Below are 24,289 nucleotides of genomic sequence, written 5' to 3'. Positions count from 1 at the left end.
CCGCGCGGCGGTGCGTACCGGCCCCTCGGGCGCCACGGGCGAGGGCCTCAGCCCAGCAGCTCGTACGCGGGCAGCGTCAGGAACTCCGTGTAGTTCTCGTCCAGGGCGACCCGCAGCAGCAGGTCATGGGCCTGCTGCCACTTGCCGGAGGTGAAGGCGTCCTCGCCGACCTCGGCGCGGATGGCGGCCAGCTGCTCGGCGGCGACCGCGCGCACCAGCTCGGCGGTGGCCTTCTCGCCGTTCTCGAAGACGACGCCCGCGTCGACCCACTGCCAGATCTGGGAGCGGGAGATCTCGGCGGTGGCGGCGTCCTCCATGAGGCCGAAGATGGCGACGGCGCCCAGGCCGCGCAGCCAGGCCTCGATGTAGCGGGTGCCGACCTGGACCGCGTCGATCAGGCCCTGGTAGGTGGGCTTGGCGTCCAGCGAGTCGATCGCGATCAGGTCCGCGGCCCGGACGTCGACGTCCTCGCGCAGGCGGTCCTTCTGGTGCGGCTTGTCGCCGAGGACCGCGTCGAAGGAGGCGCGGGCGACGGGCACCAGGTCGGGGTGGGCGACCCAGGAACCGTCGAAGCCGTCGCCGGCCTCGCGGTCCTTGTCGTTCTTGACCTTCGCGAGGGCCCGCTCGTTGGCCTCGGGGTCGCGGCGGTTGGGGATGAAGGCCGCCATGCCGCCGATCGCGTGGGCGCCGCGCTTGTGGCAGGTGCGGACCAGGAGTTCGGTGTAGGCGCGCATGAACGGGGCCGTCATCGTGACCGCGTTGCGGTCCGGGAGGACGAACTTGGCGCCGCCGTCACGGAAGTTCTTGACGATGGAGAACAGGTAGTCCCAGCGGCCGGCGTTCAGCCCCGAGGCGTGGTCGCGCAGCTCGTAGAGGATCTCCTCCATCTCGTACGCGGCCGTGATGGTCTCGATGAGGACGGTGGCGCGCACGGTGCCCTGGGGGATGCCGACATGGTCCTGGGCGAAGACGAAGATCTCGTTCCAGAGGCGGGCCTCCAGGTACGACTCGGTCTTCGGCAGGTAGAAGTACGGCCCCTTGCCCAGGTCCAGCAGGCGCTGGGCGTTGTGGAAGAAGTAGAGGCCGAAGTCGACCAGCGCGCCGGGGACCGGCCGGCCCTCGAACTGGAGGTGGCGCTCGTCGAGGTGCCACCCGCGCGGGCGCATCACGACGGTGGCGAGCTCCCCGGCGTCCTTGAGGGCGTACGACTTCCCGGACGCGGCGTCGGTGAAGTCGATCCGGCGCTCGTAGGCGTCGATCAGGTTGAGCTGACCGGAGACGACGTTCTCCCAGGTCGGGGCGGAGGCGTCCTCGAAGTCGGCGAGCCAGACCTTGGCGCCCGAGTTGAGCGCGTTGATGGTCATCTTGCGGTCGGTGGGGCCGGTGATCTCCACCCGGCGGTCGTTGAGCGCGGCGGGTGCCCCGGCCACCTTCCAGCTGTCGTCCGCCCGGATCTGCGCGGTCTCGGGGAGGAAGTCCAGCGTGCTGGTCCGGGCGATCTCCGCGCGGCGCTCGGCCCGGCGGGCGAGCAGCTCGTCGCGGCGCGGGGTGAACCGGCGGTGCAGCTCGGCGACGAACGCCAGCGCGGCGTCGGTGAGGACCTCGCCCTGCCGTTCGGGGGTGTGCGCGGGGTCGACTTCGGCGATGGCCAGCGGGGACGGCGCTGGTGCGGACATGAGGGTCACTCCATTCAGCGGCGGTGCCTGGCGGCCTCGCGGGGCGTGCCGCGGCACGGGGTGCCGCGGGCTCCGCAATGCGGTCGCGGGCGCCGTCTGGGTTCAGGGCGCTTCTGACCAGTGGAGACTAGTTTCCTTATCGCGGAACTTCAATGGTTTGTTGATGTCGAGATTCTCCGAGTCGACAGAAGGCCCGGCCGAATGGCTCTCGGTGCCACGCCGGTCACTCTCGATCACCCCTGCCCGCGCCCCTACTCCCTTACCCCGCTGGCCAGTTGCCCGCCCGGCGGGCCCCTCCGCCCCGGGCGGGGGGAGGGGCGATGCGGCCGCTCCCGGGCGCGCTCACTCCAGCCGGCCGAGGTCCTCCGGCGTGTCGATGTCGTACGGCTCGGCGATGTCGGCGCACTCGACGAGGGTGAGGGCGTCCGCGTGCCGCTGGAGATAGGCGCGCGCCCCGCGGTCGCCCTGCGCGGTGGCGGCGATGTCCGCCCAGCGGTCGGCCCCGAAGAGCACCGGATGGCCGCGGCGGCCGTCGTACGCCGCGGAGGCGAGCGAGGCCCGGCCCTCGTACGCCGCCACCACCCGCGCCACCGCCGAGGCGCCGATGCCCGGCTGGTCCACCAGCGACACCACGACCGCGTCCGCCCCCGAACCGGCCAGCGCGGCGAGGCCCGTCCGGAGCGAGGAGCCCATACCCTGGGCCCAGTCCGGATTCTCCGAGAGGCCGTACCCCGAGAGATCGGCCCGCTCACGTACGGAACCGGCGGCCGCCCCCAGCACGATGTGCACGGGGTCGCAGCCGCCGTCCCGAAGCGCCCGCGCCGCGTGCTCGACCAGGGGCCGTCCCCGGTGGCCGAGCAGTGCCTTGGGCCGTCCCCCCAGGCGCCGCCCGCCGCCCGCCGCGAGCAGCAGGCCGGCCACCCTCCCCTCGGGCCGCCCGGTGCCACGCGTCCCCTCGGGGGCGCCGGGCCCGGTGTGCGGCGGCTGTCCTTGCGCTTCTCCGGTCTCCCCGGGTGTCGTCGCTGCCATGGGGACTGCTTACCTCATGACGCCCGGCCTCAGGGCCCGTTGGTGGCGGCGCGGCCGGGTCAGGCGGCGTCGCCGGAGGCTCGCGGACGGGGAATGCCCGCCCGGAACCGGCTGCGCAGATGGGGCGTGCGTTCCTCCGCGGGCCGGTGCTCGTCGACGTAGCGGTGTATGTGCTCCATCGTGATCTCCGAGGCATCGGAGAGTCCGTACGCACGGCAGATGAGTTGCACGACGCTGACGTCGTGGTGGTGGTTCGAGCCGGTGTCGGGGCCGGAGTGGGATTCCATGGCACTCTCCGATTCAGTGATATGCCGGATATTTCCTTGAAAGGGAGAATGCTCCATCGTGCCGCGGCATACGCTTCGGAGCGCACGCACCCACACCAAAGGGTGGCCTGACGAACAGACGTGCTGACGTGTCATCAGGTCGATGCCTGGGTACCGCGCGGGGCGGCCTTCCGGTCGCGGACGGCGTGCCTGCCGCGCGGGGCGAGGAGGCAGGGCCCCTTCCGTGCGTGCGACCGACGTCGCGTCAGGTTCCGGCCGCGGCAGCCGGATCCGCCCGGTGATCCGGCTATTTCGCTCTCCGTGTGGCGCGATCAGCGGAGAGTGGCGTTAACTGTCCCGCGTCGCGGTACGGGCAACGGCTTGGGAGGGCTCCGTCGTTGTGGAACAGCTGCAGAGGGATCCACGAGTGACCGGGGGTCAGGGCGACCCGCGTGTCCAGGAGCTGCGCGGGGCGGTGGCCCGGCTGCGCAGGCAACTGGCCGTACTCCCCGGGGAGTTACCGGACCGGGCGGCCGCCGACGACGAGCTGGCCGCGCTGGACGCGATGGTGAGCCACGGGCTGCCGGAGGTGCCGCGGCTGCGCCGTTCGCTCCTGCTGATCGCCGGGGCGGTCGGATCGGTGAGCGCGCTCTCGCCGGCGCTCGCGGAGGTGCGCGAGGGGATCGACCGCTTCGGCGGGCTGCCGCGCCCCTGGTGAGTGATCCGCGACCGCCCCGTGTGGCCCGTGAGGCGCCCGTGTGCGGTCCTGTGAAGCGCCGGCCGCGCCTACGCCGGCGTCTGGTTCGCCAGCGCCACCGAAAGCTGTGCCGCGACGTCCTGCAGCACTGGGACGATCTTGTCCGTCGCGGCCTCGGTCACCCGCCCGGTCGGTCCGGAGATGGAGATCGCCGCCGAGGTGGGGGAGTTGGGAACCGGCACGGCGAGGCAGCGGACGCCGATCTCCTGCTCGTTGTCGTCGACCGCGTAGCCCAGGCGGCGGACGTCGGCGAGCGCTTCCAGGAAGCGGTCCGGGTCGGTGATCGTCTTCTCGGTGGCGGCGGGCATGCCCGTACGGCCGAGGAGGGCGCGGACCTCCTCCGGGGCGTGATGGGCCAGTAGGGCCTTGCCGACGCCGGTGGAGTGCGGCAGCACCCGCCGGCCGACCTCGGTGAACATCCGCACCGCGTGCCGCGACGGGACCTGGGCGACGTAGACGATCTCGTCGCCGTCGAGCAGCGCCATGTTGGCGGTCTCGCCGGTCTCCTCGACCAGGCGCGCCAGGAAGGGCCGCGCCCACGTGCCCAGCAGCCGTGCGGAGCTCTCGCCCAGCCGGATCAGGCGGGGGCCCAGCGCGTAGCGGCGGTTGGGCTGCTGCCGGACGTAGCCGCAGGCGACGAGGGTGCGCATCAGGCGGTGGATGGTGGGCAGCGGCAGCCCGCTGCTGGTGGACAGCTCGCTCAGGCCGACCTCGCCGCCGGCGTCGGCCATCCGCTCCAGCAGGTCGAAGGCGCGCTCGAGGGACTGGACGCCGCCGCTGGCGCCCGCGGGCTTGGCTTCGGCGGCGGAGGTGCTGGCGCTGGACGGCGGCACGTCGCGTTCCTTTCGGGGCGGGTCGATCGGTCTCGGCCGGGGCTTGCGGGCGCCGGGCCCGACCGGAGCAGCCTACCGGTCCCCCTACGGTGACACACGGTCTCTCGCACACTCGTTCGCGCCGGTCAGGCCCGCTTCGTCCCACGGTGCGAGCGGCCCGGCAACTGCCTAGCCGCGATCCCTTGACGGTGCCAGTGGCCGTAGCTACGTTCTGCTGCGCGAAACCTACTGTCCATTCTATGGAATCCTCCAAATCGTTGGAGAGTCATGCGCATTCTCGTCATGAACCCGAACACCACGGCTTCCATGACTGCCTCCATCCGCGCCACGGCCACCGCGGCCGCCGCCCCGGGCACCGAGATCCTCGCCACCGAACCCCTGTGGGGCCCGGAGTCGATCGAGGGCCACTTCGAGGGCTACCTCAGCGCCGCGGCCGTCCTGGACCGGCTCGCCACCCTCGACACCCCCTTCTGAACCGGATGGGGCACGCCGGGCACCGGACCGGCGTCCCCTACCCGGTCCTCGCCCGCGCCAGCTGGGGCGTCTACGGCGCCAACATCCCCGCCCTGCTGCGCGCGGTGATGGCCGTGGCCTGGTACGGCATCCAGACCTGGCTGGCCTCGACCGCGGTGGTCCTGCTGACGCTGCAGATCGCGCCGGGGCTGGCGGTCCACCACCACAACTCGGTGCTGGGGCTGTCCACGCTGGGCTGGATCGCGTTCCTGCTGATGTGGGGGCTGCAGGCGGTCCTGCTGACCCGGGGGATGGAGTTCATCCGCAAGGTCCAGGACTTCGCGACCGGTCCGGTGGTCTGGCTGGTCGTCCTCGCGCTCGCGGTGTACCTGGTCGTCAGGGCCGGCGGCGACATCTCGCTGACCCGCAGCCTCACCGGCCTCAGCGGCTCCGCGCAGGTCGAGCAGAGCCTGATCGCGGTCAGCCTGACCGTCGCCACCTTCCTGACGCTGGTCCTGAACTACGCCGACTTCGCCCGCTTCACCCCCGACCACCGCTCCTACCGGCGCGGCAATCTGATCGGGCTGCCGGTGAACTTCACCGCCTTCGCCGTGGTCGCCGTCCTCGTCACCGCGGGCACCATCTCCGTCTTCGGCGAGGCGGTCTACGACCCGGTGAAGGTGATCCAGAAGATCGACAACCCGGTGGTCACGGTCATCGGGGCGCTGGCCTTCATCGTCGCCACCATCGGCATCAACGTCGTCGCCAACTTCGTCTCGCCCGCCTACGACTTCGCCAACCTCGCCCCGAAGCACCTCGACTTCAAGCGCGGCGGCATGATCACCGCGGTGCTGGCGATCGTCGTCATGCCCTGGAAGCTCTACTCGTCCGCGCTGGTGATCCAGTACTTCCTGGGGGCGCTCGGCGCCTTCCTCGGGCCGCTGGTGGCGATCCTGCTCGTCGACTACCACCTGGTGCGGCGCGGGCGGATCGACGTCGACGCGCTGTTCTCGGCCGACGCCCGGGGCGCGTACTTCTACCGCAGGGGCTACAACCCGAAGGCCGCGGCCGCCTTCCTGCCGGCCGCCGCGGTCTGCGCCGTGCTTGCCCTGGTCCCGGCCTTCGACGTGGTCGCGCCGTTCTCCTGGATCGTCGGCATGGGGCTCGCCGGCGCGCTCTACGCCCTGCTCTCCCGTCGCGAGCGGGCCGCGGCGGGCACCGTTCCGGTCCCGGAGGAGATCATCCCGTCGCAGGTCAGCGCGGCCGTGGCGGCCAAGGCCGCGGCGCCGGAGGGGGCCCGGCCGCCGGCCCCGCCGGTGCCCGTCGAGGGGTCTTGACGGGCCGCGGTCCGGAGTGAAGACTCGTTCAACAGACTGTTGAATTTTGCGGATCGTGCTCGCGTGCGCTCAGGGTCGCGGCCGTGCGCGGCCCCCGATGCCGTGCGCCCCGCACGCCGTCACGCCACGATGAAGACAGATACGAGGAGGGGACCGGGTGTCCGAAACAGAGCTGGTGCTGCGCTCCACACGCGTCGTCACCCCGCAGGGGACGCGCGCCGCGTCCGTCGCCGTCACCGGCGGCACGATCACCGCGGTGCTGCCGCACGACGCCGAGGCCCCGGCCGGGGCGCGGGTACGGGACTTCGGCGACGACGTCCTGCTGCCCGGCCTCGTCGACACCCACGTCCACGTCAACGACCCCGGCCGCACCGAATGGGAGGGCTTCTGGACCGCCACCCGCGCGGCCGCGGCCGGCGGTGTCACCACCCTCCTGGACATGCCGCTCAACAGCCTCCCGCCCACGACCACCGCCGCCCACCTCGACACCAAGCGCGCGGTCGCCCGCCCCAAGGCCCATATCGACGTCGGCTTCTGGGGCGGTGCCGTGCCCGGCAACGTCAAGGACCTGCGCCCGCTGCACGACGCCGGCGTCTTCGGCTTCAAGTGCTTCCTGTCGCCCTCCGGCGTGGACGAGTTCCCCGAGCTCGACCAGGAGCAACTGGCCGCCGCCCTCGGCGAGATCGCCGGATTCGACGGCCTGCTGATCGTGCACGCCGAGGATCCGGGCCACCTGGGCGCGGCCCCCGCGCCGCACGGCCCGAAGTACGCCGACTTCCTCGCCTCCCGCCCCCGCGCCAGCGAGAACGACGCCATCGCCGGACTGATCGCACTCGCCCGGCGGCTCGACGCACGGGTGCACGTCCTGCACCTGTCCTCCAGCGACGCGCTGCCGCTGATCGCCGCCGCCAGGCGCGAGGGCGTACGGATCACCGTCGAGTCCTGCCCGCACTTCCTGACCCTGACCGCCGAGGAGATCCCGGACGGCGCGACGGAGTTCAAGTGCTGCCCGCCGATCCGCGAGGCCGCCAACCAGGACGCCCTCTGGGAGGGGCTGGCCGACGGCACGATCGACTGCGTCGTCTCCGACCACTCGCCCTCCACCGCCGACCTCAAGACCGCCGACTTCGGCGCGGCCTGGGGCGGCATCTCCTCCCTCCAGCTCGGCCTGCCCGCCATCTGGACCGAGGCGCGCAAGCGCGGCCACACCCTCGACGACGTCGTGCGCTGGATGGCCACCGCACCGGCCGCGCTCGCCGGTCTCGACCGCAAGGGCGCCATCGAGCCCGGCCGGGACGCGGACTTCGCGGTCCTCGCCCCCGAGGAGACGTTCACCGTCGACCCGCAGGCCCTCCAGCACCGCAACAAGATCACCGCGTACGCCGGGAAGACCCTGCACGGCGTCGTACGCTCCACCTGGCTGCGCGGCCGCCAGATCAACGACGGCACCGCCCTGACCGAGCCCACCGGCACCCTGCTCGAACGGCCGCGGCGGCCCTGACGGCTCCCGCGCCGAGGAGGGCGCCCGCCGGCTCGCCGCCCGTCGCCACGGGCTGAGCGGGCGACCGCGGCGGGCGCGGGCGCCCCCCGCTGCCCGTACCCGCCACCCCGGCGCCCTCCTCAGTCGGCGACCGAGTTCCAGAACATGAGCTCGTACGCCTGGAGCAGGCGGCCGTAGCGGTGCGCCGTGGCCGGTTCCGCCTGGCCGGTGTCGAGGCCGTGCTGCACCGCCGCGCGCGCCCTCTCCCCGACGTCGGGTGCGGGGCCGGCGAAGAAGCCGAAGAACCCGCACGCCTCCTCGGGGAAGGCGTACCGGTCCCGCATCGCGGTCTCGACCACCGCGCAACAGCGGCCCCACGCCGCGAAGTTGGCGGTCAGCGCGATCGCCACATCGGTCGGCTCGCCGCCGAGGGCGAGCCGCGCCGCGTACGAGGGATACGCCTGGCAGCCGGGCCGCGGCTGGTACTCCGCGATCTCCCGCTCGCTCAGCTCGCACGCGTCCGCCAGCCCGGCGAGCTGCTTCATGGCCAGCGCCTCGCCCTGGGCGAGCAGATCGAAGAAGTCGGCCACGGGCGGGTCGCCGTCCGCCCGCCGCGCCAGGTGCTGGAAGCTGACCCGGTCCGCGCTGATCACATGGTGCTGTTCGAGGGCGAGGGTGGCGAACACCGAGCGCGGCGCCGCACCCTCCTCGATCCGCGCGACCAGCCGGTTGGCGTCGGTGTCGGGGGCGAGGGAACGGACCGCGTCATCGAGCACGGCGGCCGCGGTGGGGCGGGGGGCATCGGGCGCAGGACGGGCCATGGGGTCGGTCTCCTCCGGGGCGAGGGCGGCGACGAGAGCCTCAGAGTAGGGCGCACGGCACGGCCCGAGGGCCCGATGGCGCGGCCCGTCGGGAAATGGTCGTTCCCTTCAGCCCCTTGGCCCCCCTCAGCGCAGAATCACCTCATTGACCTCGGGTGTCGCCGGCCCGGCCCGCCAGACCAGACGCACGCCCCCGACGGCGCCGCCGCCCGCGCCGAGCCGCGTCCAGGCCCCGGACAGGGTGCCGATCCCGCGCCAGGCGCCGCCGGTCCGCACCTCGACGTCCGCCGCACCGGCAGGCGCCCCCTGTGGCCGCAGCACGGTGACGGAGCGTGCCGCGCGGGGCGCGTCCGGGGTGAACTCCAGCGCCTCGCCCGGCTGCGCCGCCCGCGCCGCCCGGTACGCCGTCGCCGGGTCGCCGTCCCCCGCCGACCGCAGCGCGCTGCCCGGTGCCGCGGGCGGGCCGCCGGCCACCGCCGCCGCCCCGGCCCCGGCCACCGTGAACTCCCGCACCACCAGCCAGGTGTCCTGCGCCCGGGTGGCCCGGGCACGGACGTACCGGGCCGAGGTCCCGGCCGGCGGCTCGGCGCGGACCTCCGCCCGCTGGTCGAACGCGGCCAGCGGGTGCCAGTTCTCGTGGTCCGAGGAGTACTCCAGGACGCCGTGCCGCAGGTAGTCGTCCGGGCTGCCGCTCTTGCCCATCGCCAGCCGTACGGCGCCCAGCGGCCGCTCGGCGCGCAGATCCAGTTCGACGAAGGAGCCGGCCCCGGGCGCCGCGCCGCTCCAGAAGCAGGTGGCGTCGTCGCCGTCGGTCATCCGGGACACCGCGTTGTCCTGGTGGACCGGCAGGTCCGTGGCCCCCTTCGGGCGGCCGGCGAGGCCCAGCGACGCGTCGTGCGCGGCCACCGCGTCCTCGACGAAGGTGTCCAGCACCCCGTCCGCCACCACCACCGGAACCCGCTTCCCCGCCATGTCCACGTAGACGAACGACCTGGCGGTCCGCACCAACTCCGGTATCCGCTGACGCAGTTGCCAGGCCGTCGGGCCGTCGCCCGCCCGCACCGCCTCGACCAGCCGCAGGGCGGTGCGCGCCGCGGTGCCCCAGGCGCGGGTGGCGTCCAGCCAGGGCCCGCTGTCCTGGACGAACCCCCGGTCGGCGAGCCGCTCCCGCAGCACCGCCGGCGCCTCCTGCAGGGACCGCAGCACCCCGTCCAGCCGCCGCGCGTCCCCGTCCCCGCCGAACCGCTCGATGGCGGCGGACAGTTCGGGTGCCTGCCGCGGATTGAGCGAGGAGGCGTACTGGGCGTCGGCGAAGGCCCGCAGCGCCCGTGCCGTGCGGGCGTCGCCGCCGGCCAGCTCACCGATCGCCGCGGTCCACGAGGCACGGGCGTCGTACGCGGCGTCGTTCCACGCGTAGTCGGCCACCGTGTACAGCGCGAGCTTGGACGCGGCAGGCTGGATCATCGGGTTCGCGGTGATCCCCGCCAGCTGTTCCGGCAGCCCCTTCTCCCGCCCGTTGAACGGCCCGAGCAGCAGCCGGCTGGTCACATAGTCGTTGACCGGATAGTTGTCCCACGTCAGGATCGGGTGCCCGAACACCTCCCGCGCCCGCCGCGCCTGGGCGACGGTCATCGTCGGCGCGATCACCCCCACCCCCGTCCACTCGACCAGCACGTCCTTGTCCAGCCGGGCGGCCAGCGCCTCCTTGTACGGCGACGGCTTCACGTCGTAGTACTCGGTCGGCACCATCTGCAGCGGCGCCGCTCCCGGATGCCCGGCGATGAACTCCCGCTGGAGGCGGTTGAGCAGATGGGCCTGTGCCGCCCCCGCCGCGCCGCCGCCGGTCCCGAACGCGTCCTTGTCCGCGGCGCAGTTCCAGTCCGTGTAGCTGATGTCGTCCAGCGGCACCGCGAAGGTCCGCACACCGATGTCCCACAGTGTTTCGAACTTGGCGGTCAGCGCCTTGAGGTCCGCGTCGGAGCTGTAGCAGACCGACAGCCCCGGGGAGAGCGCGTAGGTGAACTCCACATGCCGCTGGTGCGCCCGGTCCACCAGCTCCTTGAGCTGCGCGAGCCGGTCCGCGGGGTAGGGATCGCGCCACTTCGCCCGCAGGTAGGGGTCGTCCTTGGGCGAGTACGCGTAGAGGTTCATCTTGTGCGCCCCGTAGAAGTCGAGCTGGTCGAGCCGGGCCGCGTGCGACCACGGGGTGCCGTAGAAGCCCTCGATGACGCCGCGCAGCGGGGTGGCCGGCCAGTCCCGTACGGCGGTGCCCGGTATCCGGGCGCCCGGCCGCGCCCGGTGGGGCAGCAGCTGCCGCAGGGTCTGCGCGGCGTAGTACGTACCGGTGGCGTCCTTGCCGGACAGGGCGATCCGGCCCGCGCCGACGGCCAGCGCGTAGCCCTCCGCCGGCAGCCCGTCGCTGCCCCGCGCCCCCAGGGCCCGCAGCGTCCGGGCCGCGCCCGCGCCGTCCACGTACACCGTCAACTGCCCGCCGCCCGGCGCCCGTCCGGCCCGCACCACCCGGGCCGCACCGGCGTCCGCCAGGGCCTTCTCGACGACGGCCAGCGCCGGGCGGTCGGTGTCAGGACCGGCGACGACGGTCACGGAGGGCGTGACGGTGACCTGGTCGGACCGGCTGCGGACGGAGCGGGGCACGGGGGAGAGGGGGCGGGACACGGCCGCTTTGTGGCTGTCCCGGGGGCCGTGGTGCCCGGACGTCGGGCCGCCGGCGCCCGGCGGCCCCGCCATGCCCGTCAGGGGGAGCACGGCCAGGGCCGTGGCCAGTGCCGTGGCCGCCGCGGTGCGCGTACGGTGCATCCTTCGGTCCTCCTCGGTGCGGCGAGGTGCGGGACGAGCGTCGTGCGGGCCTTCGCGCCAGCAGGCTTCACCCGCCCGCCGCACCGCGGCAATGGACTTTCGCACCGAAGGGATGGACGTTGGGGCGCGGCGGCCGCCCGCGGTGTCACCGCGTCTTGGCGACGATCACCAGGAAGCTCAAGAACGCCAACAGCACATGCGACGCCACGACATAGATGAACACCCGCACATAGAGCCCGCGCGGCGGCGCGTCCTCCTTGTACGTCCGGGCGGCGGGCCCCGCCTCGGGCGGCGGCCCGGCCGGCGGAGGACTGGCAGGAGTGGTCTGATCAGGCACGACGTACGGTCCTTCGGTCAGGAGAAGGCGCGGGGCTCACAGCCCGCGGCGCCTGGCGTCGTCGCCGAGGCACAGCTCGGCGGCCCCGCTCTGCAGCAGCGTGTGGACGAACAGCAGGACCACCCCGCCCGGTCCGGCGGCGGCGATCCGGTGCGGCGTCAGCGAGTCGAAGTGCGCGGCGTCGCCCGGGTCCAGCACATGCACCGCCGCGCCGAGCGTCAGCCGCAGCCGCCCCTCCAGGACGTACAGCCACTCCTCGCCCGGGTGCACCCGCACCAGCTCGCCCTGCGCCCGCTGGGGCACATGGACCCGCAGCGCCTGCATCGCCCGCCCGGCGCCGCCCACGGTCCAGTACGTCCAGCCGCCGGCCTCCGACGGCTCCGTACGGCCCGCGCGCACGATGGGGTCCCGCTCCGCGGCGGTCTCGCCGAGCAGGTCGGATACCGTGGTGCCGTACGTACGGGCCAGCGCCAGCAGCATCGGCAGCGACGGCTGCCGCTGGTTGGTCTCCAGCCGCGACAGGTGCGCGGGCGAGAGCCCCACCAGCCGGGCCGCGGTCTCCAGCGTGAGACCACTGCGCCTGCGCAGATCACGAAGGCGCGGCGCGACGGTGGACAGGTCCTCCGGCACTGTGCCGGCGGGCCCGTCGGGGAACTCGGTCATATCCCCGGTATAGCGACCCCTCGCCCCTGGGGCAAAAGATTTGCCTGAGAGGCAAGTTCCGCGCGCCGTACGGGGGATGGCGCGGGCGTGGCCTCTCCGGGCCCCCGGGAGGGGTGCGGGCGGCGTCGGCCTCCGCCGGTCCGGCCGGGGAATCGGCACCTTCAGTGCGTAACACCCCCCTCACCATGTGTACGCAAAAAGTCCGAATAGCGGGCGTTCACCTCCCGCGCGCGCACGTGTCTTCACACTCGTGAGGCTCACCGAACGTCTCAATTAGTGAACAGGCACGACCATGAGTCGGACTTCCACCCGGTCATCCCAGGCCGCCCCGCAGGACGCGCAGAACAGCGAGTCCGTGCTGTCGCACGGCCTCAAGCAGCGCCATCTCTCGATGATCGCGCTCGGCGGGGTCATCGGCGCGGGGCTCTTCGTCGGCTCCGGCGTCGGCATCGCCGCGGCCGGACCGGCCATCGTCCTGCTCTTCGCGGGAACCGGCGCGCTGGTCATGCTGATCATGCGGATGCTCGGCGAGATGTCCGCCGCCCGGCCCTCCACCGGCTCGTTCTCGGTGCACGCCGAGGAGGAACTCGGCTCCTGGGCAGGGGCCACCTCGGGCTGGATGTACTGGCTGATGCTCTGCGCCGGCGTGGCCGCCGAGGCCACCGCGGCGGGCACGATCATGCACAGCTGGGTGCCGTTCGTCCCCGCCTACGGCTGGGTGGCGGTCTTCATGGTGTTCTTCTGCGCCAGCAACCTGACCGCGGTCAAGAACTTCGGCGAGTTCGAGTTCTGGTTCTCCGCCGTCAAGGTCACCGCGATCGTCGCCTTCCTGGTGCTGGGCGTGCTCGGCATTCTCGGGGTCTTCGGCGACGCGCCCGGCACCCACCACCTCACCGGCCACGGCGGCTTCTTCCCGACCGGCGCCGCCGGACTCGCCGCCGGCCTGCTGACCACCATCTCCGGCTTCGCCGGTCTGGAGACCGTCACCATCGCGGCGGCCGAGTCCGACAACCCGAGCCGGAACGTGGCGCGTGCCGTCCGCACCGCCGTCTGGCGCATCGCCGTCTTCTACATCGGCTCCATGGCCGTGGTCGTCACCCTGGTGCCGTGGAACAACCCGAGGGTCGCCACGGACGGCCCGTACGTCACCGTCCTCGACCGGCTCGGCATCCCGGCCGCCGGCACGATCATGCAGATCGTGGTCCTGGTGGCACTGCTCTCCGCGATGAACGCCAACATCTACGGCTCGTCGCGGATGGCGTACTCCCTCGTCAACCGGGGCCAGGGGCCGCGCCTCCTGGCCAAGGTCACCCGGGGCGTGCCCGCCGCGGCCGTGGTGGCGTCCTGCCTGTTCGGCTTCGCCGCCGTGATCGCCGGGATCATCTGGCCGACCACGGTCTTCGCCTGGCTGCTGAACATCGCCGGCTGCTCGGTGCTGGTCGTCTGGTCCATCGTCTGCCTCACCCAGCTGAGGATGCGCCGCCGCCTGGAGCGCGAGAGCCCCGACCTGCTCCTGGTGCGGATGTGGGGCTTCCCCTACCTGACCTGGCTCGCGCTCGCCGCCATCCTCGGCGTCTTCGCCGTCATGGCCGGCAGCTCCGACGGCCGGCAGCAACTCCTCGGCACCGCCGTCGTGGCCTCGGCGCTGGCCGGCGCGGGCCACCTCAAGCAGCGCCGCGACCGACGGGCCACCGCCCAGACGTAGACGCCGTCGCAGGGGGAGCGGCTCGGGCTCCGGGGTGCGCACCCCGGGCCGCCCGGCGCGGCTGCCGTGCCGCCGCCCCTCCGGTCCGGCCGCAACCCGTTCGCCCCGGCGTCGGCGAGACGACCGCCGCCGGGACGTCAGGTGCCCGGTCGGCGCACCAGCAGGTCGATCACGCCCGTCAGGTCCTCCTCGCCGCTGCCCTCGGACAGGCGGTGGCGCATCAGGGCGAAGTAGGGGCTGAGCAGTTCCGGGCTGACGCCCTGCTGCTCGGCGGTGCTCAGGAAGGTCGGGGTCCCGGCCACCTGCATGGCGAGGGTGGAGCCGACTCCCTCGGTGTAGTCGCCGCTCCGCAACTGGCCGGCGGTCCGGTGCACCGCCGGGGCCATCGCGACGAGCCAGTCGGCGAGCAGCGGGGCGAGCGCCGCCGGGTCGATGTCCTCCTTGCGGATCAGGGCGAAGGCGTGCGCGGCACCGGCGAACATCCCGTACATGGCGCTGAGCAGGGCCACGTCGTACAGGGCCGCGAAGCCCGCGTCCTCGCCGACGTACGTGGTGCCGACCGGGGCGCCCAGGGTCTCCCGGTGCCGCTCGAACAGCTCCCGCGAGCCGCTGTAGAAGACGTAGCCGCCGGCTTCCGGGACGCCGATCATCGGAGGTACGGCCATGATCCCGCCGTCCAGGTAGCGGGCGCCCCGTTCGCGGGCCCACCGGGCGCGGCCGCGGGCCTGGGCCGGGGTGCTGGTGGTCAGGTTGACCAGGTCCTTGCCGGCCAGGTCGGTGCCGGCCAGCACCTCGTCGACCGAGGTGTCGTCCAACAGGCAGACGACGACCAGGGTGTTGGCCGCGACCGCCGCGGCGGCGCCGTCCGCGACCCGCGCGCCCTCGGCGGCGAGCGCGGCGGCGCGGGCCGGGGTGCGGTTCCAGACGGTGACCGGGTGGCCGGCGGCCAGCCAGGTACGGGCCAGTGCGGTGCCCATCGCGCCGAGGCCCAGCAGCGTGACGGAAGTCTTTCCGAGAGCGTTCTGTGTCATGCCGATTAGGCTGGTCACAGGCCCGGAGGTGATCAAGTACGCACTTGGGAGTGGGTGGTTACCCCGGGGGAAGCGAGCACGTCGGAGGGGTGGGGCATGACGACGCTGAACCGGCCGGGCGCACCGGACGGACACGCTTGTGGGATCGACGCCGCGATGGAGGTGATCGGCGGCAAGTGGAAGGTGCTGATCCTCTGGGCGCTCCACGAGCATCCTCGTCGCCGCTTCGGTGAGCTGCGCCGCCTGCTTCCGGGCGTCACCGAGAAGGTGCTGGCCTCTCACCTGCGGGAGATGGAAGCGGACGGCGTGGTGCGGCGTGTCTCCTACGACGAGGTGCCGCCCCGCGTCGAGTACGCGCTGACCGAGGACGGCGTGCGCCTCAACGACGCCCTCCAGCCGCTGGCCGCCTGGGGGCGTGAGCGGCCGTCCGCACCACGGGCAATACCCGGGTAAAAACAGCGCCGGGACGTGAGCGCAATTTGGGGACGATTGGGGCGGTTGAGAGTCATGAGGTTGTGAACTCCCGGAAAACTTCGGCCCGTTGGGATTGACAGGATCATGTCTACGCGCGTCATTCTGGAGGCATGAGAATCCCCCCACGGATCACCAGGTTCGGCGCCGCGGGCGCCCTCGCTTCGGCCCTTCTCATCGGCGGGACCGCGGTCTCCGCCACGCCCGCCCTCGCCACGACCCCCACGGCCGCCTCGTACGCCGCGACGGCGCACGCCCCGGCCGCGCACGTCGCGGACGTCGGCAAGGTCTGCTACTCCAAGCTGCCCTCGCAGGCCCACGACACCCTCGACCTGATCGCCAAGGGCGGGCCCTACCCGTACCCCAAGGACGGCACGGTCTTCGACAACCGGGAGGGCATCCTCCCGTCCCAGAGCGCGGACTACTACCACGAGTTCACCGTGGTCACGCCCGGCTCGCCGGACCGCGGTGCGCGACGCATCGTCACCGGCGAGAAGAAGGAAGAGGACTACTACACCGCCGACCACTACAAGACGTTCGACCTCGTCGACCGGGGCTGCTGACGGTCCGACGGAAACACCGGAGCGGCGGCCCCTGACAGGGGCCGCCCCCCAACCCGCGGCGGGCGGGGTGCACTACGCACCCCGGCCGCCGCCGTGCTGTGCGCCGGTGCTGGGCGTCTTCGCCGTGCGCCCCCTTTGACCTCCCTCTTCTCCCCATTCTTGGCAGAAGGGGCGCACGGGGCGCACCCCCGCGAGAGGATTGTCGGTGGTTCCCGGTAGCGTTTCGGCAGAAACGAGGAGCGGGCGGGCATCGGCGGAAAAAGACCATGTGCGGTCGGCTGCTGGGGCACGCCCCGGTAAATGCCGTATCCGCCATGGGTCATGGTGGGCCGGCGTGGCGCGTCGCAGACAAGGAAGGACGGCGAACTGCCGTGTATCGCTGGGAGATCACCCGGGCCGCGCTGGCGCAGCGGGTTTTCGCCATCGTCCGCAGCAGAACCTACGACGAGGCGAGCGCGACGGCCGACACCCTGCTGTCGGCGGGCATCATCAGCCTGGAGATATCCCTCACCACCCCCTTCGCCCTGGAGGCGGTGACGACGCTCAGCCGCGAACTCGGTGACGACGCCATCATCGGCGCCGGCACGGTCCTGGACGCGGCATCGGCCCGGATGGCGGTCGACGCGGGCGCCCGCTACCTGGTCTCGCCGAGCCTCGACGCCGAGGTCATCCGTACCGGCCACCGCTACGGCATCCCGGTCTTCCCCGGCGTCTCCACGCCGACGGAGATGGTCCGCGCGCTCGAACTCGGCGCGGACGCGGTCAAGCTGTTCCCCGCGTCGGCGTACGACCCGTCCTGGCTGGCGGAGGTCCGCGCCTCGCTGCCGCAGGTACCGGTGCTGCCGACGGGCGGGGTCACGGTCGACAACGCCCCGGAGTGGATCGCGGCGGGCGCGGTCGCGGTCGGCATGGGGACGGCGCTCTCCGAGGGCGACCGCGACACCGTGGCCAAGCGCGCCGCCGACCTCCTCAACCGCCTGGACGAGGCCGCTCCCGACCGCCCGACGACCCGGGGCACCGCGGACCTCTACGAGGACTGACGGCCCCTCGGCTCGCCCCCGCCGCGGCTCCTCGGCCGTCCCGGTGGCCGGCCGGGGGCTTCACCCGCACCACGGGCTCTGCCACCCTGAGCGCTTCGATCACGCGATCCCGCCGCCGCGTCCAGGAGTCACAGGAGCCCCCATGAAGCGCGCCGCCACCCTCTCCGCCCTGGCCTGTCTGCTCGCCGTCACCGCCGCCGCCCCGGCGGTGTCGCACGCACCGGCCGGCCGAGGGGCCACCACCGCCGCCGCCGGCCGGGCATCGGCCCTCGACACCGTTCCCCGGCGCGGGGTGCTGCGTGTCTGCACCACCGGCGACTACCGCCCCTTCAGCCACCTCGACCGCACGACCGGCAGCTACAGCGGTGTCGACATCACGATGGCCGCGGACCTCGCCAAGAGCCTTGACGCCACACCCCGTTACGTGGCGACGACCTGGGCCGGGCTGGTCGGCGACCTGTCCGCCGGCCGCTGCGACATCGCGATGGGCGGCGTCTCGGTCACCCTCCAGCGCGCCCGCCACGTCGCCTTCAGCGAGCCCACCCGCACCGACGGCAAGACACCCATCGTGCGGTGCGCCGACAAGGACAAGTACCGGACCCTGGCCCAGATCGACCGGCCGGGGACCAGGGTCGTCGTCAACCCCGGCGGCACGAACGAGGAGTTCGCCCGCGCCCACCTCAAGCGGGCCACGCTCACGGTCCACCCGGACAACACCACGATCTTCGACGAGATCATCGCGGGCCGCGCGGACGTGATGATGACCGACGCCGGTGAGACCCGCTACCAGGCCAAGATCCACCCCGAACTCTGCTCGCTCCACCCGGACCAGCCCTTCTCCTTCTCCGAGAAGGCCTACGCGCTGCCCCGCGGCGACCACGACTTCCAGGAGTACGTGGACCAGTGGGTGCATCTGGCCACCCATGACGGCACGTACCGGAAGTACGAGGACGCCTGGATGAAGTAGGGCGCCAGGGGCCGTCCTCGCTTCCCTCGGCGGCCTAGTTCTCGTTCCCGTGCTCGTTCTCGCGGGACGGTGCCCGGTGTGCGAGGACATTGACGATCCGGCCGTTCGGATCCCTGACGAAGAACCGGCGGACGCCCCACTCCTCGTCCCGGAGCGGCCGGACGATGTCCGCGCCGGCGGCCTGCACGGCGGCGTGGACCGCGTCCACGTCCTCGACCTCGATGCTCATGTCGGGGGTGACCGGGGCGGTCTCGTCGTGGGTCATGAAGGTGAGCTGGGCGGTGGGGTTGGCGGGCGACGCCAGCGTCATGACCCAGCCCTGGTTCATGACCTCCTCGAACCCCAACAGGCCGTAGAACGCGCGGTTTTCCTCCAGGGCATCGGACTGGATATCGGGGACGACGCGACGTACGGACATACCGGCTGACTCCTCGGGGAGGGTCGGATGGAGGCGGATGGGCAGACGGGGCGGAGGGGCGGAGGGGTGCTGCGCTCGCCGGTTCTTGGTTATCAGAGAACGGAGCGGGTGTCCCGGATACGGCCGGGGTGCCCCGGATGCGCGGGGAAGCGCCGTGGATGCGGCGATCCCAGCCGCCCCCCGTCCGCCCGGCCCCCCCGGCTGCCCGTTCACGACCGTCCGCCCCCGTCCGCCCGGCTTCCCCGCCGCCTCGTCCGCCCGGCCGCCCCTGCCCCGGCGCCCTTGTCCGGACAATGTGACCTCCGGACTTCCCGTCATCTGTCCGGGCGGATACGCTCGCGAACGTGGGGAAACGCGATACAGAAGCCCTGGGTGCCGAGAGCCCCGTCCAGTTCAGCGTGGACCGGAGCAGTCCGGTCCCGTTGTATTTCCAGCTGTCCCAGCAGCTGGAGGCCGCGATCGAGCACGGCAAGCTGGCTCCCGGCAGCCTGCTCGGCAACGAGATCGAGCTGGCCGGCCGGCTCGGCCTGTCCCGGCCGACGGTGCGGCAGGCGATCCAGTCGCTGGTCGACAAGGGGCTGCTGGTGCGCCGCCGGGGGATCGGCACCCAGGTCGTCCACAGCCAGGTCAAGCGCCCGCTGGAGCTGAGCAGCCTCTACGACGACCTGGAGGCGGCCGGGCAGAAGCCCGCCACCCGTGTGCTGCTCAACACCACCGCCGAGGCCGACGCCGAGGTCGCCGCCGCGCTGGGCATCGCCGAGGGGGCCGAGGTCGCACTGGTCGAGCGGCTGCGGCTGGCGCACGGTGAGCCCGTCGCGCATCTGCGCAACCTGCTGCCCGCGGGGCTGCTCACGCTGGAGACCGCCGCACTGGAGGAGACCGGGCTCTACCGCCTGATGCGGTCGGCCGGCATCACCCTGCACAGCGCCCGGCAGGCGGTCGGCGCGCGCGCCGCGAGTGCCGAGGAGGGCGAGCGGCTCGGGGAGCCCGAGGGCGCCCCGCTGCTCACGATGCAGCGGACCACCTTCGACGACACCGGCCGCGCGGTGGAGTTCGGCACGCACGTCTACCGCGCCTCCCGCTACGCCTTCGAGTTCCAGCTCCTCGTACGGCCCTGAGCGTCCCTGAAGGGAGCCCGGAAGGGTCGATCCGCCGCCCCCTCCGGGGCAACCTGACGCGGCGGTTTCGGCAGCGATGTCCCGCTATGAGGGCCCTGAGCGACCCCTTCTCGTCAGAATGTTCTGACAAACCATTGACGTGGCTCCGCGCGCGCCGTTACAAACTCCTCCAGCCGCAGTCCGGCGGCCGGGAGAAAAGGCGGTCCCACGATGATCGGCGTGCGTACGGCTGGTCCCCTCACTGTCCGCGGCGTCACGGTGCGCACCGCCGCCGCCTTACTGACCACCGCCGCCCTGGCCACGGGGTGCGCCGCCGCCGGCGGGCAGGACGCCGCGGGCGCGGCCGCCGGGTCCGGCAAGGGCGCCAGTACCCCGCGCATGACGATCGGGATGGTCAGCCACGCCGGCGACGGCGACACCTTCTGGGACATCGTGCAGAACGGCGCCGAGCGGGCCGCCGCGAAGGACAACGTGAAGTTCCTGTACGCGCACGACAAGGAGGGCGCCCAGCAGGCCGCGCTGATCCAGTCGTACATCGACCAGAAGGTCGACGGGCTGATCGTCACCCTCGCCAAGCCGCAGGCCGTCAAGGCCGCCGTCCGCAAGGCCGTGGCGCAGGGCATACCCGTGATCACCATCAACTCCGGCGGCGAGTTCTCCCGGGCGTACGGGGCGCTGACGCACATCGGGCAGGACGAGTCCGTGGCGGGGCGGGCGGTCGGCGACGAGCTGAACCGCCGGCACCGGAAGAAGGCCCTCTGCGTCGTCCACGAGCAGGGCAACGTGTCGCTGGAGGACCGCTGCGCCGGTGTCCGCGAGACCTTCCACGGGAAGGTCGCGAACCTCGATGTCGACGGCACCAACGCACCGGCCTCGCAGTCGTCCGTGGAGGCCAGGCTCCAGTCCGACAAGGACATCGACGCGGTCGTCACCCTCGGCGCACCGATGGCGGCGATCGCCGTCAAGGCCGAGGAGGAGGCGGGCAGCGCGGCGCAGCTCGCGACGTTCGACCTGAACTCCGCCGTCGTCAAGCTGCTCAAGGCCAAGGACGTCACCTTCGCCGTCGACCAGCAGCCCTACCTCCAGGGCTACGAGGCCGTCGACCTGCTCTGGCTCCACAAGGCCAACGCCGATGTGCTCGGCGGCGGCCGTCCGGTGCTCACCGGGCCGGCGCTGGTCACCGGCGAGGACGTACCGAAGCTGACCGAGTACACCGGGCGGGGCACCCGGTGAGGCCACAGGGAAGACGGGACCCGATGAACCGGGACAGATCACTGGTAACGGATACTTGGCCGGTTGCGCCCGGTCGGCCGGTGCCGGAGCCGGTGCACGGCACCGCGCGCGCCCGGTCCGGCCGGCGCGGGCAGGCAACGCAGTCGAGCAGGCAACCAACGCGGTCGATACGGCAGCATCAGCGGGAAGGGCGAGTCCTCGTGGCACGGGTTCGGAGAAGGGGACGCGTCGTCGGCGCCGTGCTGGCGGCGGTGCTCGGCGTGAGTCTGGCGGGGTGCAGCAGCACCGGGGGGCTGCGCGCCGAGCAGGAGCGCGCCGGCCGGGCGGCCGGCGGCAAGGCCGCGGTGAACACCCCCAGGTGGACGTTCGCGATGGTCACCCACTCGGGAGACGGCGACACCTTCTGGGACATCGTCCAGAACGGCGCCCAGCAGGCCGCCGTCAAGGACAACATCAAGTTCGTCTACGGACACGACAAGGAGGCCCAGCGGCAGAGCGAGCTGGTGCAGTCCTACATCGACCAGAAGGTCGACGGGCTGATCGTCTCGCTCGCCAAGCCCAGCGCCATGAAGGACGTGATCGCCAAGGCCGAGAAGGCCGGCATCCCGGTGATCACGGTGAACTCCGGCGCCGAGGCGTCGAAGGCCTTCGGCGCGCTCAGCCACATCGGGCAGGACGAGACGGTGGCCGGTGAGGCGGTCGGCGAGGAGCTGAACAAGCGCGGCCGGAAGAAGGCCCTGTGCGTCCTGCACGAGCAGGGCAACGTCGGTCACGAGCAGCGCTGCGACGGCGCCGAGAAGACCTTCAAGGGCGATCTGCAGAAGCTCTACGTCGAGGGCACCAACATGCCCGACGTGCAGTCCTCCATCGAGTCCAAGCTCCAGTCGGACAGCTCCATCGACGCCGTCGTCACGCTCGGCGCGCCGTTCGCCCCCACCGCCGTCAAGGCCAAGGAGCAGGCCGGCAGCAAGGCCGAGATCGACACCTTCGACCTCAACGCCCAGGTCGCGACGGGTCTCAAGGACGGCTCCCTCGGTTTCGCCGTCGACCAGCAGCCCTACCTCCAGGGCTACGAGGCCGTCGACCTGCTGTGGCTGTACAAGTACAACTCCGACGTCCTCGGCGGCGGCAAGCCGGTGCTCACCGGCCCCCAGGTGATCACCAAGAAGGACGCCGCCGCGCTGCAGGAGTACACGAAGCGGGGGACCCGATGAGCCACACCGACGCACCCACGCCGGTCCCCGCGGGGCCGCCCGCCAAGGTCACCGGCGACGAACGGCTGCTGCACCGCTCCCTGGCACGCCGGCTGATGGGCCGCCCCGAACTGGGCTCGGTCGTCGGCGCCGCCGCGGTCTTCGTGTTCTTCTCGATCGTCGCCGAACCGTTCCTGCGGGCCTCCAGCCTCTCCACCGTGCTCTACGCGTCCTCGACGATCGGCATCATGGCCGTGCCGGTGGCGCTGTTGATGATCGGCGGGGAGTTCGATCTCTCGGCCGGCGTGATGGTCGTCAGCTCGGCGCTGATCTCCTCGATGTTCAGCTACCAGATGACGGCGAACACCTGGGTGGGCGTCGGGGTGTCGCTGCTGGTCACCCTGGCCATCGGGGCCTTCAACGGCCTGCTGCTGACCCGCACGAAACTGCCCAGCTTCATCATCACGCTCGGCACCTTCTTCATGCTGACCGGCCTCAACCTCGGCTTCACCAAGCTGATCGACGGCACCGTCTCCACGAAGTCCATCGCCGACATGGAGGGCTTCGACTCGGCCCGCGAGGTCTTCGCCTCGCACCTGACCCTCGGCAGCGTCGACATCCAGATCACCATCCTGTGGTGGATCGTGCTGGTCGCCCTCGCCACCTGGATCCTGCTGCGCACCCGCGTCGGCAACTGGATCTTCGCGGTCGGCGGCAACGCCGACGCCGCGCGGGCGGTGGGTGTCCCGGTCACCAAGACCAAGATCGGCCTCTACATGGGCGTCGCCTTCGCCGCCTGGGTCTCCGGCCAGCACCTTCTGTTCTCGTACGACGCGATCCAGTCCGGCGACGGGGTGGGCAACGAGTTCCTCTACATCATCGCCGCGGCGGTCGGCGGCTGTCTGATGACCGGCGGCTTCGGCTCGGCGATCGGCGCGGCTGTCGGCGCCTTCATCTTCGGCATGGCGAGCAAGGGCATCGTCTACGCGCAGTGGAATCCGGACTGGTACAAGTTCTTCCTCGGCGCGATGCTGCTGCTCGCCACGCTCCTGAACGCATGGGTCCGCAAGCGGGCGGAGGAAAAGGCATGACAGCGCTGGTCGAGCTGACCGACGTCAGCAAGTACTACGGAAACGTCCGCGCCCTGGAAGGCGTGTCCCTGGAGGTGCACGCGGGGGAGATCTCCTGTGTGCTCGGGGACAACGGCGCCGGCAAGTCCACCCTCATCAAGATCATCGCGGGGCTGCACCGGCACGACGCCGGGTCCTTCACCATCGACGGCGAGGAGACCTCCCTCGCCTCCCCGCGCGAGGCCCTGGACCGCGGGATCGCCACCGTCTACCAGGACCTGGCCGTCGTCCCGCTCATGCCGGTGTGGCGGAACTTCTTCCTCGGGTCCGAGCCCACCACCGGCATCGGCCCCTTCAAGCGGCTCGACGTGGAGACGATGCGCGAGACCACCCGCGGCGAGCTGCTGCGGATGGGCATCGACCTGCGCGACGTCGACCAGCCCATCGGCACCCTCTCGGGCGGCGAACGCCAGTGCGTGGCCATCGCCCGCGCCGTCTACTTCGGCGCCAAGGTCCTCGTCCTGGACGAGCCGACGGCGGCGCTCGGCGTCAAGCAGTCCGGCGTCGTCCTCAAGTACGTCGCGGCCGCGCGGGACGCCGGACTCGGCGTGGTGTTGATCACCCACAACCCGCACCACGCGTATCTCGTCGGTGACCGCTTCGTCCTGCTCAAGCGCGGCACCATGGCCGGCAGCCACACCAAGTCGGAGATCGCCCTGGAGGAGCTGACCCGCCAAATGGCGGGCGGCAGCGAACTGGAACAGCTCAGTCACGAGCTGGCCCGGACCGCGACCCCGGAGTTCCCCGGCGGCCATCGCCCCGAGTGATCACCACCGCGCCCCGTACGGCCCCGAGGCTGTGCGGGGCGCATCACTCTCCGTCGCGGTGCGCCGGACGCCGCCGGTGATGCACAATCGCACCGAACCCGCACATCGAGGCCCCGGCCTCCCGAGACCCGCAGGGACGAGACGACTCTTGCGAGCACACAGCCGCCGCATGGGGGCACTGCCC

The 24,289-nt window shown here is 72.3% G+C and carries 24 protein-coding genes; 14 read left to right on the top strand and 10 right to left on the bottom strand.

Annotated elements, in window-relative coordinates; translation table 11 throughout:
* Positions 1-47 precede the first annotated feature (47 nt).
* The 3 genes from aceB to K7396_RS07935 all read right to left on the bottom strand — a co-directional run bounded on the left by aceB (position 48) and on the right by K7396_RS07935 (position 2,992).
* Positions 48-1,676, bottom strand: a complete 1,629-nt coding sequence (gene aceB, locus K7396_RS07945; protein ID WP_086721941.1) for a malate synthase A — start codon at positions 1,674-1,676, stop codon at positions 48-50.
* Positions 1,677-2,018: 342 nt separating this feature from the next.
* Entirely contained in the window at positions 2,019-2,597 is a 579-nt protein-coding gene (locus K7396_RS07940; RefSeq protein ID WP_152104374.1) for a nucleotidyltransferase family protein, read from the bottom strand.
* Positions 2,598-2,764: 167 nt separating this feature from the next.
* A complete protein-coding gene (locus K7396_RS07935; RefSeq protein ID WP_086721776.1) occupies positions 2,765-2,992 on the bottom strand; it encodes a hypothetical protein in 228 nt (75 codons plus the stop codon).
* Between the two features lie 406 nt (positions 2,993-3,398).
* Between K7396_RS07935 and K7396_RS07930 the strand changes: the two genes are divergently transcribed.
* On the top strand, positions 3,399-3,689 hold the full coding sequence (locus tag K7396_RS07930; protein WP_086721775.1) for a DUF5955 family protein: 291 nt from the start codon (positions 3,399-3,401) through the stop codon (positions 3,687-3,689).
* Between the two features lie 68 nt (positions 3,690-3,757).
* Here K7396_RS07930 and K7396_RS07925 read toward each other — a convergent pair whose 3' ends face one another.
* Entirely contained in the window at positions 3,758-4,561 is an 804-nt protein-coding gene (locus tag K7396_RS07925; protein ID WP_086721774.1) for an IclR family transcriptional regulator, read from the bottom strand.
* A 267-nt stretch (positions 4,562-4,828) separates the two neighbouring features.
* On the opposite strand from K7396_RS07925, the gene K7396_RS07920 reads away from it, so the two are divergent.
* The 3 genes from K7396_RS07920 to allB all read left to right on the top strand — a co-directional run bounded on the left by K7396_RS07920 (position 4,829) and on the right by allB (position 7,852).
* Entirely contained in the window at positions 4,829-5,035 is a 207-nt protein-coding gene (locus K7396_RS07920; protein WP_223659765.1) for an aspartate/glutamate racemase family protein, read from the top strand.
* Positions 5,036-5,040: 5 nt separating this feature from the next.
* Positions 5,041-6,351 (top strand): NCS1 family nucleobase:cation symporter-1, encoded by a 1,311-nt coding sequence (locus K7396_RS07915; RefSeq protein WP_223659763.1) that lies wholly within the window; start codon positions 5,041-5,043, stop codon positions 6,349-6,351.
* Between the two features lie 157 nt (positions 6,352-6,508).
* Complete coding sequence (gene allB / locus K7396_RS07910; RefSeq protein ID WP_086721773.1) at positions 6,509-7,852, top strand: allantoinase AllB; 1,344 nt, start codon at positions 6,509-6,511, stop codon at positions 7,850-7,852.
* 119 nt (positions 7,853-7,971) lie between these two features.
* On the opposite strand, the gene K7396_RS07905 is transcribed toward allB, so the two are convergent.
* From K7396_RS07905 to K7396_RS07890, 4 genes are all read right to left on the bottom strand, one after another.
* The gene (locus K7396_RS07905) at positions 7,972-8,652 is read right to left on the bottom strand and encodes a thiaminase II/PqqC family protein (RefSeq protein WP_086721772.1); all 681 of its coding nucleotides are present in this window, start codon (positions 8,650-8,652) and stop codon (positions 7,972-7,974) included.
* A gap of 126 nt (positions 8,653-8,778) precedes the next feature.
* Positions 8,779-11,469, bottom strand: coding sequence for a beta-N-acetylglucosaminidase domain-containing protein (locus tag K7396_RS07900; RefSeq protein ID WP_152104311.1), 2,691 nt, complete (start codon positions 11,467-11,469; stop codon positions 8,779-8,781).
* A gap of 145 nt (positions 11,470-11,614) precedes the next feature.
* Positions 11,615-11,806: a DUF6126 family protein gene (locus K7396_RS07895; RefSeq protein ID WP_152104312.1), complete on the bottom strand. Its 192-nt coding sequence runs from the start codon at positions 11,804-11,806 to the stop codon at positions 11,615-11,617.
* A 36-nt stretch (positions 11,807-11,842) separates the two neighbouring features.
* Entirely contained in the window at positions 11,843-12,469 is a 627-nt protein-coding gene (locus tag K7396_RS07890) for a helix-turn-helix domain-containing protein (protein WP_152104313.1), read from the bottom strand.
* 292 nt (positions 12,470-12,761) lie between these two features.
* On the opposite strand from K7396_RS07890, the gene K7396_RS07885 reads away from it, so the two are divergent.
* The gene (locus K7396_RS07885) at positions 12,762-14,174 is read left to right on the top strand and encodes an amino acid permease (RefSeq protein WP_086718270.1); all 1,413 of its coding nucleotides are present in this window, start codon (positions 12,762-12,764) and stop codon (positions 14,172-14,174) included.
* A gap of 137 nt (positions 14,175-14,311) precedes the next feature.
* Here the strand turns inward: K7396_RS07885 and K7396_RS07880 are convergent, their stop codons facing one another.
* A complete protein-coding gene (locus tag K7396_RS07880; RefSeq protein WP_086718269.1) occupies positions 14,312-15,205 on the bottom strand; it encodes an NAD(P)-dependent oxidoreductase in 894 nt (297 codons plus the stop codon).
* A gap of 96 nt (positions 15,206-15,301) precedes the next feature.
* Between K7396_RS07880 and K7396_RS07875 the strand changes: the two genes are divergently transcribed.
* From K7396_RS07875 to K7396_RS07860, 4 genes are all read left to right on the top strand, one after another.
* Positions 15,302-15,658, top strand: coding sequence for a winged helix-turn-helix transcriptional regulator (locus tag K7396_RS07875; RefSeq protein WP_086718268.1), 357 nt, complete (start codon positions 15,302-15,304; stop codon positions 15,656-15,658).
* A gap of 131 nt (positions 15,659-15,789) precedes the next feature.
* Positions 15,790-16,239, top strand: a complete 450-nt coding sequence (locus K7396_RS07870; protein WP_086718267.1) for a ribonuclease domain-containing protein — start codon at positions 15,790-15,792, stop codon at positions 16,237-16,239.
* 371 nt (positions 16,240-16,610) lie between these two features.
* Positions 16,611-17,279 (top strand): bifunctional 4-hydroxy-2-oxoglutarate aldolase/2-dehydro-3-deoxy-phosphogluconate aldolase, encoded by a 669-nt coding sequence (locus K7396_RS07865; RefSeq protein ID WP_086718266.1) that lies wholly within the window; start codon positions 16,611-16,613, stop codon positions 17,277-17,279.
* A 142-nt stretch (positions 17,280-17,421) separates the two neighbouring features.
* Positions 17,422-18,246, top strand: a complete 825-nt coding sequence (locus K7396_RS07860; protein ID WP_086718265.1) for a transporter substrate-binding domain-containing protein — start codon at positions 17,422-17,424, stop codon at positions 18,244-18,246.
* Positions 18,247-18,280: 34 nt separating this feature from the next.
* Here the strand turns inward: K7396_RS07860 and K7396_RS07855 are convergent, their stop codons facing one another.
* Positions 18,281-18,664 carry a VOC family protein gene (locus tag K7396_RS07855; protein WP_086718264.1) on the bottom strand — a complete coding sequence of 128 codons (384 nt, stop codon included), beginning with the start codon at positions 18,662-18,664 and terminating at the stop codon, positions 18,281-18,283.
* A gap of 344 nt (positions 18,665-19,008) precedes the next feature.
* Between K7396_RS07855 and K7396_RS07850 the strand changes: the two genes are divergently transcribed.
* From K7396_RS07850 to K7396_RS07830, 5 genes are all read left to right on the top strand, one after another.
* A complete protein-coding gene (locus tag K7396_RS07850; RefSeq protein ID WP_152104314.1) occupies positions 19,009-19,782 on the top strand; it encodes a GntR family transcriptional regulator in 774 nt (257 codons plus the stop codon).
* Between the two features lie 210 nt (positions 19,783-19,992).
* Entirely contained in the window at positions 19,993-21,015 is a 1,023-nt protein-coding gene (locus K7396_RS07845) for a sugar ABC transporter substrate-binding protein (protein ID WP_086719158.1), read from the top strand.
* Between the two features lie 200 nt (positions 21,016-21,215).
* The gene (locus K7396_RS07840; protein ID WP_223659761.1) at positions 21,216-22,229 is read left to right on the top strand and encodes a sugar ABC transporter substrate-binding protein; all 1,014 of its coding nucleotides are present in this window, start codon (positions 21,216-21,218) and stop codon (positions 22,227-22,229) included.
* Positions 22,226-23,299, top strand: coding sequence for an ABC transporter permease (locus K7396_RS07835; protein ID WP_086719156.1), 1,074 nt, complete (start codon positions 22,226-22,228; stop codon positions 23,297-23,299). Before K7396_RS07840 ends, K7396_RS07835 begins: the two co-directional genes overlap by 4 nt.
* Positions 23,296-24,105: an ATP-binding cassette domain-containing protein gene (locus K7396_RS07830; protein WP_086719155.1), complete on the top strand. Its 810-nt coding sequence runs from the start codon at positions 23,296-23,298 to the stop codon at positions 24,103-24,105. Before K7396_RS07835 ends, K7396_RS07830 begins: the two co-directional genes overlap by 4 nt.
* Positions 24,106-24,289: the final 184 nt, after the last annotated feature.

This window comes from Streptomyces angustmyceticus (assembly GCF_019933235.1).
GTDB lineage: Bacteria > Actinomycetota > Actinomycetes > Streptomycetales > Streptomycetaceae > Streptomyces > Streptomyces angustmyceticus.
This window is presented reverse-complemented; position numbering and strand designations above follow the sequence as displayed.